Source organism: Amycolatopsis stemonae (assembly GCF_054781455.1).
The window spans coordinates 488,277-499,708 of the sequence record NZ_BAAGUJ010000006.1 but is presented as its reverse complement, the minus strand read 5'-3'; the positions used below and the strand labels follow the sequence as shown (position 1 = coordinate 499,708).

General features: G+C 69.4%; 8 protein-coding genes. 7 read left to right on the top strand and 1 reads right to left on the bottom strand.

Going from position 1 to position 11,432, the window contains the following annotated elements; genetic code table 11:
• The 3 genes from ACYVLJ_RS25025 (at position 1) to ACYVLJ_RS25015 (ending at position 2,168) form a co-directional block, all read left to right on the top strand.
• The gene (locus tag ACYVLJ_RS25025; protein WP_460440570.1) at positions 1–402 is read left to right on the top strand and encodes a DUF6294 family protein; all 402 of its coding nucleotides are present in this window, start codon (positions 1–3) and stop codon (positions 400–402) included.
• 147 nt (positions 403–549) lie between these two features.
• Positions 550–858: a hypothetical protein gene (locus ACYVLJ_RS25020; RefSeq protein WP_460440569.1), complete on the top strand. Its 309-nt coding sequence runs from the start codon at positions 550–552 to the stop codon at positions 856–858.
• A complete protein-coding gene (locus ACYVLJ_RS25015) occupies positions 855–2,168 on the top strand; it encodes a DUF4474 domain-containing protein (protein WP_460440568.1) in 1,314 nt (437 codons plus the stop codon). The genes ACYVLJ_RS25020 and ACYVLJ_RS25015 overlap by 4 nt, the downstream gene beginning before the upstream one ends.
• 3 nt (positions 2,169–2,171) lie before the next feature.
• Here ACYVLJ_RS25015 and ACYVLJ_RS25010 read toward each other — a convergent pair whose 3' ends face one another.
• A complete protein-coding gene (locus ACYVLJ_RS25010) occupies positions 2,172–2,432 on the bottom strand; it encodes a hypothetical protein (protein ID WP_460440567.1) in 261 nt (86 codons plus the stop codon).
• A 323-nt stretch (positions 2,433–2,755) separates the two neighbouring features.
• Here ACYVLJ_RS25010 and ACYVLJ_RS25005 point away from each other — a divergent pair, with 323 nt between their 5' ends.
• The 4 genes from ACYVLJ_RS25005 (at position 2,756) to ACYVLJ_RS24990 (ending at position 11,373) form a co-directional block, all read left to right on the top strand.
• Entirely contained in the window at positions 2,756–4,429 is a 1,674-nt protein-coding gene (locus ACYVLJ_RS25005) for an APC family permease (RefSeq protein ID WP_451983608.1), read from the top strand.
• A gap of 352 nt (positions 4,430–4,781) precedes the next feature.
• A complete protein-coding gene (locus ACYVLJ_RS25000) occupies positions 4,782–5,117 on the top strand; it encodes a muconolactone Delta-isomerase family protein (RefSeq protein ID WP_460440566.1) in 336 nt (111 codons plus the stop codon).
• Between the two features lie 384 nt (positions 5,118–5,501).
• Positions 5,502–6,020, top strand: coding sequence for a hypothetical protein (locus ACYVLJ_RS24995; protein WP_460440565.1), 519 nt, complete (start codon positions 5,502–5,504; stop codon positions 6,018–6,020).
• Positions 6,021–6,189: 169 nt separating this feature from the next.
• On the top strand, positions 6,190–11,373 hold the full coding sequence (locus ACYVLJ_RS24990; RefSeq protein ID WP_460440564.1) for an RHS repeat-associated core domain-containing protein: 5,184 nt from the start codon (positions 6,190–6,192) through the stop codon (positions 11,371–11,373).
• Positions 11,374–11,432 lie beyond the last annotated feature (59 nt).

The window sequence follows — 11,432 nt, the reverse complement described above, 5'->3', positions numbered from 1 at the left end:
ATGGACCCGTCGGTCATCGTGCAGGCGCCGAGCGCCTCGGCGGAACGGCTCACCGGCTGGACGCCGTGGAAGTTCACCTGGGGGACGATCCGGAAGGGCGGCTGCACGATGCTGGCGGGCGCCCGGTGGACCCTGTTCCCCGACGGAACGGCGACCTTCGACGGAACCGTGACCAGCCACGAGGACGACGACGTCTGGGTGCTGCGGCACGTCGACCTGCACGGCGCCACGGGCGCGATCCTGGGCTCGCTCACCTCCGAGCACCCGGTCGACGGGGACTGGCGCAAGTTCGTGCTGCCCCTGCCGAGCAGGGCGGAAGCGTACCGGTTCCGTGCTCGGGCGACGTTCGACGTCGCTCTGTGGGGGCAGATCGCGCACCTGAAGATGTATTCGAGCTGCTGAGCGGAGGAACCGGACGAGCCTCTCTCGCGAGCCGCCCCGTGTCCGGTTTTGGCCACTGACCGGAGCCCGAACCTGGCAACCCGGCTTCCGGCCGACTGTTACGTTGCCGACGGGGCCTGTCACTCGGGCGGCGGAGAGGGAGTTCCGGTGGGTTTCGAGGTCGACGTCGCGGACATCAACGCCGCGGCGGCCAAGCTCAGCGCGGGAACGTCGCCGACGTTGTCCATCGGCGGCTCGTCGAACGTCGGGAGCACGGAGCGCGCAGCCGCCTTCGCCGGGGACTACGACGTCTGGCTGGCGACGCGCACCGACGACTTGGAAGCCGCGCAGCAGCAGGTCGACAACCTGGTCGAAAGCATCCAGACGGCCGCGAAGAGCTATCACAGCACCGATTCCGGGGCCCGCGAAGCCTTCATGAGAGCGCTGGACAGCAGCTTCGAAAGGATCGATCGGTGACGTCGGTGTTCGACAAGATCCACGCGCTGGCCGACCAGGTGGAGAAGGGCAGCACCACCGAGCTGGACGACCGCGCCCGGGCCTGCCGGGCCACCAAGGAAACCGTCGCCGACACCAAGGCCCTGCTGGAGAGCGTGCGCGTCCAGCTGAGCGAGGCCTGGCAAGGCGGGGCCGGCGAAGCAGCGCTCGCGTCGCTGGAAGCGTTCAAGAAGAACCGCGACGACCAGGCCGAAGACCTCGAAGAGTCGGCCAAGTCGTTCGAGACGATCCGAGACGCGCTGGCGAAGGCCCAGCAGGAGGCCCGGAACAAGCGCGCGGACGCCCAGAGCCTCCAGAAGAAGCTCGATGACGGCTGGCACGGCTTCGGGATCCGCCAGGTGGACCTCGCCGTCGCGTGGGCGCAGGACAAGGCCGTGAAGGCCCAGGCCCTCGTCCTGCTGGCCGATCTGGAGCGGGTGACCACCACCTACGACGCGACCCTGCTCGTCGAGGGCCGGAAACTCCGGTTCAAGACGGGTCAGGTGTGGGAGCTGGCCGGCTCCGAGAAACGGAATCTCGCCGAGATCGGCGCGCTCCTGCTCCGTGAGATACCCGGACTCCTCGCGCTGCTGAAGAAGTACCCCGAACTACGGGAGGCCCTGCTCCACCAGGACTGGAACAAGATCATGCAGAATCCCGAGGTCGCGCAGAAGATCTACGACTACCTCGGCTTCCGGTACGACGAGGAAGGCGGCTTCTACACCACCGGCGAGCATTCGGTGCAGAGCTACCTGGGCTGGAAAGACCTCTACGACAAGGTCGGAGAGGCTTTCGGGATGAGGCTCGACGAAACCGGCGACGACGGCGACAACATGGAGTTCACCGACCCCGAGACCGGGAAGACGTACCGGCTGGAGGTGTGGAAGGGCAAGTACGCGAACCACGCGTTCGGCGGAGAAGTCGGGTTCTACACCAGCGACTCGCCGAACAACGGGCACTTCGACGCCGCCCAGGGTGACGACCAGATCAAGGTGACCCAGACGATCTACGACAAGGACACCGGCCAGGTCTACTTCACCAACGACGGCCAGGGCGCCGACGGCACGGACAAGAAGCACTTCTGGAACCTGGCGATCCGCACCGACCCGGACGTGAAAGCCGGCGAGCTGCACCTGGCCCAGCGCGCCACGATCGAGCTGCGGGACGTCGGCATGCGCGACCGCATGTACGACGAGATGGTCCGGTACGCCGCCGCGCACCCCAAGGACCAGCTCACCGTCACGAAGGGAACCGACCAGCCGCCCACACTGAGCTACGACTGGCGGAAGTAACCCCTACAACGACCCCACCGGCTTGAACTCGTACGGCTCGTCATCGTCCTCCCGACGAGCGGCGACCGGCTCGTTCAGGCCGGCGAACACACCGTCCACATCGACCAGTCCGGCGACCTCGTCGGCGACGTGCTGGCCGTACCGGTCTTCGACGTCTTCCAGCCCCTTGCGCAGCGCCAGCGTGGCGGCGCTCCTGGCCTGGTCCCGCACCGCGATCGCCAATTCCTCCGGCGTCTCACCGGAACCCCGCCTCGAGTCGGTCATACCCCCAGTTTAGGTGGCCGGGCTCGAAGACGAGGGCACTACCGTCCTATCGGCACTCACGGAATACGCGGACCCGACTCCGGCCTTTCGATTCCGCAATGTCCGTTTCCTGTCACTGGAACACCTTTGCTGCGCATCACCCGGAATGCGCGTCCGCATCCCTTCGACGACCCCGATAAGCGGCGAATGTCCGAGTCCCATGTTAAGTCGCCCTTAAGTATCGAATCGTTGCCACCACAGCGGTTTGGTTCGGCGCACGCGTGCGCCATAGTGCTCCGGAACGCCACCGGAGGATTTCCCGGATTTCGCAGACAGGAGTGTGCATGGCTACCTCGCGAACCGTCGTGACCTCGAACGACGGCAGCGGTCAGCTGAAACGAGCGGTCGGCTTCTACGGGTTGACGTTCATCTCCCTCGGCTCGATCATCGGCTCGGGCTGGCTGCTCGGTGCGCTCAAGGCGGCCAAGGTCGCCGGCCCGGCGTCGATCATCTCGTGGCTGCTCGCCGCCGCGATGCTCGCCGTGCTGGCGCTGATCCACGCCGAACTCGGTGCGGCCTACCCGGTCGCCGGCGGCACGGCGCGGTTCCCGCTGTTCGCCTACGGCACGGTCACCGGGTTCGTCGCCGGCTGGTCCGCGTGGCTGCAGGCCGTGGCCATCGCGCCGATCGAGGTCGAAGCGAGTCTGGAGTACCTGAACAACATCGCGTGGGTCAAGGACAACCTGAACCTCCTGCACCCCGACGACGGCACGCTCACCGCGAGCGGGTTCGGCTGGGCCAGCCTCCTGATGGTGGTCTTCACCCTGATCAACATCGTCGGGGTGAAGCTGATGTCGGAGAGCAACTCCTACGCGGTGTTGTGGAAGACCGCGGTCCCGCTGGTCACCGTGTTCGTGCTGATCCCGACGAGCTTCCACGCCGGCAACTTCACGGCGGGCGGCGGTTTCGCGCCGTACGGGGCGCACGGAATCTTCGCGGCGTTGCCGGTCGGTGTCGTGTTCGCCCTGCAGGGCTTCGAACAAGCCATCCAGCTCGGCGGCGAGGCGCGGAACCCGAAACGCGACCTCTCCCGCGCGGTGCTGACCGCGATGGCGGTCGGCGCGCTGGTCTACATCCTGCTGGAAATCGCTTTCATCGGCAGCATCGACCCGCACAACCTGATCCAGGGCTGGGCCAACCCGATCGAAAAGGGCGACTTCGGTCCGTACGCGACGCTCGCCTTCGCCGCCGGCGCCGGCTGGCTCGCCTACGTCCTGTACGCCGACGCGTTCGTCTCCCCCGCCGGCACCGGCCTGGTCTACGTGGCGACGTCGGCCCGCCTGACCTACGCGCTCGGCCGCGACCGGCTGCTGCCCGGCATCCTCGGCAAGGTCAACGTCCGCGGCATCCCGCTGTGGTCGATCATCCTCGCCTTCGTCGTCGGCGAGTTCTCCTTCCTGCCCTTCCCGAGCTGGCAGGAACTGGTCAACGTGGTCACCTCGGCGACGGCGGTGATGTACGCGTTCGCCCCGGTCTCCCTGGCCGCGCTCCGCAAGCGCGACCTCGGCCGCCCGCGCCCCTACCGCACGCCCTACGCGAAGGTGCTGGCCCCGATCGGGTTCGTCAGCGCCAACCTGATCATCTACTGGGGCGGCTACGACACGACGTGGAAGATCCTCGCCGCCATCGTCGTCGGTCTCCTGATCTTCGCGATCAGCTACGCCACCGCCCCGGCCGAGAAGCGGCGCCCGCTGGAGCTCAAGGCCGCCGTCTGGGTCATCCCCTGGCTCGTCGGTTCCGGGATCATCGGCTTCCTGGGGCGGTACGCGCAGAACGTGACCCCGCGCAACATCCTCCCGGAATGGTGGGACCTCGCCACGGTCGTCGTCTTCGCGCTCGTCATCTTCTACTGGGCGGTCAATTCGGCGCTCGCCCCGGAGAAGGTGCAGGCCACGGTCGCCGCGGAGGAAGCGGAGCTCCTGACGGCGGAGATCGAAGGGACCGCACCGGCAGTCTGAAGCCGGCCAAGGCCCGGCCGCCACCGGCGATCCGGTGCCCGCACACACGGCCGACGGGGTTCGGTCAGGGTGCGCAGAGGGACGAACGATCGACGGATCGCCTCGTGCAGGCCGAGGTTCTCTGTGCCGTCCACCCAGCGCTGGAACGCGACCTGGCCGCCGAGCCGACCTCGGCGGCCAGGTCGCGCTCGTCGTCACGGACACCTCGTGCCGCTGCCTGGCGTGGGTTCGAGAGGTCACGTCGGCCCGGTCAGTGATGTCAGTCGATGACATTGCCGTGGTACGGTGATGTCATCGACTGACATCAGAACCACGTCGTCACCGCCGCTCGCTCCTCGACGAAGGGAAGGCCATGTCACCAGCCCCGAACCCGCCCTCGCCGCAGACGTTCATGGTGGTCGCGTTCCTCCGTGAGGACACCGACCTCGAGGAATTCGCCGCGTTGAGAGAGGCCGAGCACGAGCAGCTCGAAGTGCTGCGCTCGGCCGGGAAGGTCGGCGCCCACTACGTTTCCCCCACCCGGCGGGCCACGTTCGTCGAGGTCGTCGCCGACAACGAGGACCAAGTCGCGGAAACGCTGGCCACGCTGCCGTTCGCCCGGTTCTTCGAAGCCGACGTCTACCCGACCCTTCCCCCGGACGCGGCAGAAGCCGCCCACCGCACCCGCCTGGCGGCCGCCCTTCCCTGACGCCATCCCCAGTTCCGCTGGTCTGGCCATGGCCGCGCGACTGATGCCGTCACAGACACCGCAAGTCCCCCGAAGCCACTCTTTCCGGCGAAACCGGGCGAAAGATATCCAACTTCCCGTATGATCTTCGCGACGGTGTAGCCAGCCATGGCCGCAAGGGGAGTCCCGGGCTTTGTATTCGTTGAGTCGCGTGTCCGCGAGAGCAACTTCGACCGGGGCAGTGAGGATCGTGGTCGGCGCTCGACGCCGGTTGCCCGACATCACCATCCGGCTCAAGTGGACAGCTCGGCCGTGAACGCACCACTCCCCCAGGGTTTCTCCCGGCATCACGGCGGAGGTCGGCCACCGAAACGACGCCTCGCGACCGGCTGGATCATCGCGCTCGTGGCCGTCGGCATCGTGGTCGTGGTCGGAGTCGCCGTCGGCGTGTTCGCCGCGCTGCGCGGCGGCAGCAGGTACGACGAGGTCGCCGGCAAGTACGGGACCACACGGTTGGCGAGCTGCGACGACGTCGCCGGGCGGGCGGGAAACCTGCCGCCGAAGACCTCCGACACGCGGCTGCAAGGCAGCGCGGGCTGGCTGTGCACGTTCACGAATCCGGCGGACGCGGCGACGGTTCACCTCGACCTCGAGGTGAACAACGTGCGGCGGCAGCGCACCGGGTTCGACGTCTACACCTCCTCCGGCGGCTATGTGCTCGACCCGACGGTGCACTTGGGCGAGAGCGCGGCATGGGGACCCGCCCCGCGGGGCACGATGTGCGACCTGGTCGTCCTGGACAGCAATGCGACGTTCAAGATCGGCGTCTCCGACGGGAAACTGCCCGCGGACGACAGGCAAGCCTGCAAGGACAAAGCGAAGACCATCGCCCAGGCGTTCTACGACGTCACGCAGCCGCACTGATCCCGTTCTGCGCGACGGCCTTCGACGAGCACCGTGGCGCGACAGGCAGCCGCCCTGTTCGGCATCCGTACGGGACGGTGCTGCGAACTCCGATCCGGCTCTACGGGACTATTCGGGCAACACCGTGGATCGGGCCCGCGCCGGTGACCCCCGCTGCTAGCGTGCCGACGTGAGCAACCCCTTGATCGCGCAGCCCCAGGACTCGACGAAGGCCTACTCCGGCATCTCGCTCCTGGAATCCGCCAACGACCTCTCGACCGCCATCAAGAGCGGCGACTGGGCCTCGGTGGCGATGGGCGCGGTCGGCACGGCCCTCGATGCCCTGTCGGTGGCCATGGACCCGTTCGGTGCCATCCTCGCCGCCGGTGTCAGCTGGTTGATGGAGCACGTCGGCCCGCTCAAGGACGCGCTCAACGCCCTCACCGGCAACGCCGACGAGATCCAGGCCCAGTCCGAGACCTGGGCCAACGTCGCCAAGGAACTCGGCAGCGTCTCCTCGGACCTGACCGACGCCATCAAAGCCGACCTCCAGTCGTGGTCCGGACCGGCCTCGGACACCTATCGCCAGCGCGGACAGGACGTGTCCACCACCCTGCAAGCGGCGCAGAAGGGCTGCGAGGGTGCCTCAAGCGGTGTCAAGACCGCCGGTGAGGTCGTGGCCGCGGTCCGCACGCTGGTGCGCGACATCATCTCCGAACTCGTCGGCCACCTGATCAGCTGGGCGCTGCAGGTCCTGTTCACCCTCGGCATCGGCCTCACCTGGGTCGTCCCCCAGGTCGTCGCCGCCGTCGCGAAAACCGCCTCGAAGATCACCGACCTGGTCACCAAGCTCGTCAAGGCGCTCAAGGCCCTGGTGCCACTGCTGAAGCGGGCAGGAACGCTTTTCGAGGACGCGGGCAAGGCGCTCAAGAACCTCAAGGCCGGCAAGGCCGCCCCGCCGCCCAAGGTCGGCGACATCGGCGGAACCCCCAAGGCGCCACCGGTGAAAACCCCCGGTGGCGGACACGAGGGCGCCCCGCTCCCGGGCAAGCCGGGCGGCAACGACAGCACGTCGACGTCGGGGTACCAAGGCCCGCCGAAGGACACCACTCCGCCGCCAGGCAAGACCGGGGGTAGCGACTCCGCGACCCCCTCGGGCGACCACAGCACCCCGCCACCCGCCCACGGCGGATCGCCGGGCAACGGCTCGCCCGGCGGTGGCGGTACCAGGGGACCGGCGCCCTCGCCCAAGCCGGACAACCCGCGCGACACCGCGGTCGGCAAGGACAACCTGGTCTGCAAGTCCGACCCGGTCGACGTGGTGCGCGGCGCCGTCGTGCTGGAGCAGGAGGACCTGCGCCTGCCCGACCCGCTCGTGCTGGAGCGGCTGCACCTCTCGACCTACCGCGCGGGGCGGTGGTTCGGTCCTACTTGGACGTCCACTGTGGACCAACGGCTCGAACTCGACGCGCGCAACGCGACCTTCTACTGCGCCGACGGCACGATCCTCGTCTACCCGCTCCCCACGGCCGGTTCCCCGGCACAGCCGGCGGAAGGTCCGCGTCGACCGCTGAGCATCGACGAAGACGGCACGTACTCGATCACGGACCCCCTACGGGGCACGGAATTGCTGTTCAGGCCGCTGCCAGGCCGGGGCGGCCAGCACCTTCCGGTGTCGGCGATGATCGGCGCCGGACGCGACCGGGTCGACGTCGAGTACGACCGGTTCGGCGCTCCGAGGCTCCTGAGGCACACGAGTGGCTACCTGGTCGAGCTCGACTCGGCCGCCGGGCGGATCACGGCGATCCGCGTGGTCGACCCGAAGAAGAACCTCACCGTGCTCGCCCGCACCTTCGGCTACGACGAGCTCGGCCGCTTGACCCGGGTGATCAACTCCTCGGGCCTGGCCGAGACCTACGACTACGACGTGGACGGCCGGATCACCGGCTGGCAGGACCGCAACGGCGTCTGGTACCGCTACGTCTACGACGCCGAAGGTCGCTGCGTGCGGACCGTCGGCGACCGCGGGTTCTACGACGGCCAGTTCGCCTACGACCGCGGAAACCGCGTCACCACCTACACCGACTCGCTCGGCCACCGCACCGAATTCCACGTCAACGAGGCCGACCAGGTCGTGCGCGAGGTCGGCCCGCTCGGCGGGACGACGGTGTCCACTTGGGACCGCTACGACCGCCTCCTGTCCCGCACCGACCCGCTGGGCCGCACCACGGCGTTCGAGTACACCACGGAAGGTCTGCTCACGGCGATCGTGCGCCCGGACGGGACGCGCGCCGGCGTCGAGTCCGGAGTGGACGGTTCACTGACGCTCACGGTCGCCGACGGCGCCCGGACCTACCGGCGGGTGTACCCGGCCGGGACCGCACCCGATCTGCTCGCGGTGCGCTCCGCGGCGGACGTCGAGTTCCGGCAGGACCGGCAGTGGGGCGCGGAGGTCGCGCCGGCCCCGGTCGCGGACCCGGTGGAGCGGGACCTGTTCGGCCGTCCGCGCGTGGTCACCGACGCCTCCGGGGCCCGGACCCGGCTCGACTGGACCGTCGAGGGCCGCCGCGCCCTCCGGATCGGGCCGACGGGCCGCCAGGACAGGTGGCGCTACGACCCCGAGGGCAACGTCGTCGAGCACGGCGGCGACCGCTACGAGTACGGTCCGTTCGACCTCACCGTCGCGACGATCGACGCCACCGGAGCCCGGACCGCCTACGAGTACGACACCGAGCTGCGCCTGACGCGCGTGACGAACCCCGCGGGCCTGAGCTGGTCCTACACCTACGACGCCGCCGGCCGCACGGTCTCCGAGACCGACTTCGACGGCCGCGTCCTGCACTTCGAATACGACAGCGCCGGCCAGCTCGTGAAGTCGGTCGACGGCCTCGGCGCGGCCACGACGTTCACCTACGACGTCCTGGGCAACGTGGTCGAGCGCCGCACCGGCGCGGGCGTGACCACTTACACCTACGATCCGGTCGGTTTTCTCGTGCGCGCCACCGAAGGCGACAGCGTGGCTGAGATCGAGCGTGACGAGTTCGGCCGCGTGGTGCGGGAAACCGTCGACGGCCGGGAGATCGCCTACTCCTACGACGGGACGAGCGTCCGGCGCCGCACTCCGTCCGGAGTGGACAGTGCGTGGACCTGCGACGCCGGCGGAACACCGGTGTCGTTGCTCGTCGCCGGGCAGGTGGTCTCGTTCCGCCACGACGAAGCCGGCCGGGAGATCGAGCGCACCACCGCCGGCGCCACGCTGACCCAGGCGTTCGACGCCGGGCACCAGCTGACCCAGCAGGCCGTGACCACGCGCGACACCGCCCGCGTGACCCAGCAGCGCGGCTACCTCTACCAGTCCGACGGCCGCCTCGCCGGCGTCGACGACGCCCTCTCCGGGCCGGCTCGGTTCCGGCTCGACCCGGCCGGTCGCGTCACCGACGTCGCCGCGCGCAGCGGTACCGAGAGCTACCGCTACGACGCGGCCGGAAACATCGTCGACGCACAGGAGCTCGGACCGCGCCACTACACCGGCAACACGCTGGTCGCCGCGGGCGCGGTCCGGTTCGGCTACGACGCGCAGGGCCGCCTGACCACCCGCAGCGACCCGGGCGGCACCTGGACGTACCGCTGGGGTCCGCTCGACCGCCTCGTCGGCGTCCGGACGCCCCAGGGCGCCGAGTGGCGCTACCGCTACGACCCGCTCGGCCGTCGCACCGCGAAGCAGCGCCTGGCACCGGACGGCGGCGTGGCCGAGGAAGTCACGTTCGCCTGGAGCGGCCAGCTGCTCGTGGAGCAGGTGCACCGCGACGCCCACGGCCGCGAGCTCGTGCTCACCTGGGACCACTACCCCGCCAGCACGCGCCCGGTCACGCAGACCGAGCACCTCGGCACCGGGGTGCGGTTCTTTTCGTTCGTCACCGACCAGATCGGCACGCCGGTCGACCTGATCGACGCCCACGGGGTCGTGGCCTGGCACGCCACCACGTCGCTGTGGGGCCGTGTGACGCCCGGCCGCCCGGGCAGCGTGTCGACGCCGCTGCGGTTCCCCGGCCAGTACGCCGACGACGAGACCGGCCTGCACTACAACGTCTTCCGCTACTACGACCCGGGTACCGGCCGCTACCTCAGCCAGGACCCGCTGGGGCTCACGCCGGCGCCGAACCCGATCACCTACGTGCCCAACCCGTTGCTCGAGGCCGACCCGCTCGGCCTCGGCTGCACCAGCAGCAAGCTGGCCGACGACACCGACACGCCCGCGCCGCAACCGCACCCGGCGCCACCGCCCCGTGCCAACGCCGGCAACGACGCCACCCACGTCCAAAGCTCCAACCCGTCCTCGCAGCCCGCACCGCCGCCGCCTCCCCCGCCGCCCCCAGGGCACGGCCAAACCAGCGCACCGCCGCCACCGCCTCCCCCACCGGGCCACGGCACCACCGGCGCACCACCTCCACCGCCGCCCCCGCCGGGCCACAGCGCGCCGCCACCGCCTCCGCCGCCCCCGGGCCACAGCGCGCCACCGCCACCGCCTCCCCCGCCGGGCCACGGCACGGGTACGCCCGGCGGCGGCCACACCGGCTCCGGCGGCGGTCAATCGCACGCCGGCGGCAGCCGGAACGACCACACGCCCATCGACTACCAGCCCGCGGGCCCCGACCACCCCGGGCACAACCGGCCGCCGAACGACAGCCGGCCGTTCGACCAGAAGTACGACGGCTACAAGAACGAGCTGGGTATCGACGGGCCGCAGAAGACCCTGAAGATCCCGGACGACCCGAACGTCAAGCTGAACACCAAGATCGAAGACCTGCCGCCCGGCGTGGCCCACGGTTTCGGCCCGGCCGACCACGGCAAGACGGTCGGCCACTACATGGGCTACGACGCGGACACCGTCGCCGGGGAGTTCGGGCACAACAAGGCCCACGACGCTCTCGACCTCCAGGGCGGCGGCGGGTACAACCACCACTCCGGCACGATCAACCTCGGTGCCGGCCAGCCCGACAAGACGCTGTACCACGAGATGGGCCACATCAAGCAGGACCAGCTCGGCTACAACGGGTCCAACACCAACCAGTCGGTCATCGAGTACCACAACGTGCTGCACCACGAAAACAAGTTCAACCTCAACGATCCGCCGCGGACCTCGTACACCCTCGACGACATCCCCGGCAGGGCGAACAAGACGAAGCACACCTGGGAGGACTTCCAGAACGACCTCGACAACCTGCCGCCCGAAAAGAAAACGCAGACCCAGAACGCGGTCAAGGACATCGAGAACGTCCTGAACACCGACCCGCGTTACGCCGGGCTCTCCGACCAGATCAAGAAGAACCTGGCCAACGAGTACTTCTGGGGCAAGAAGCAAGGGCGGTTCTGAGCGGCACGGCAGCCGAACGCGCCGGGCCCGGTTCCTCGGGCCCGGTGCACCATCCCGAT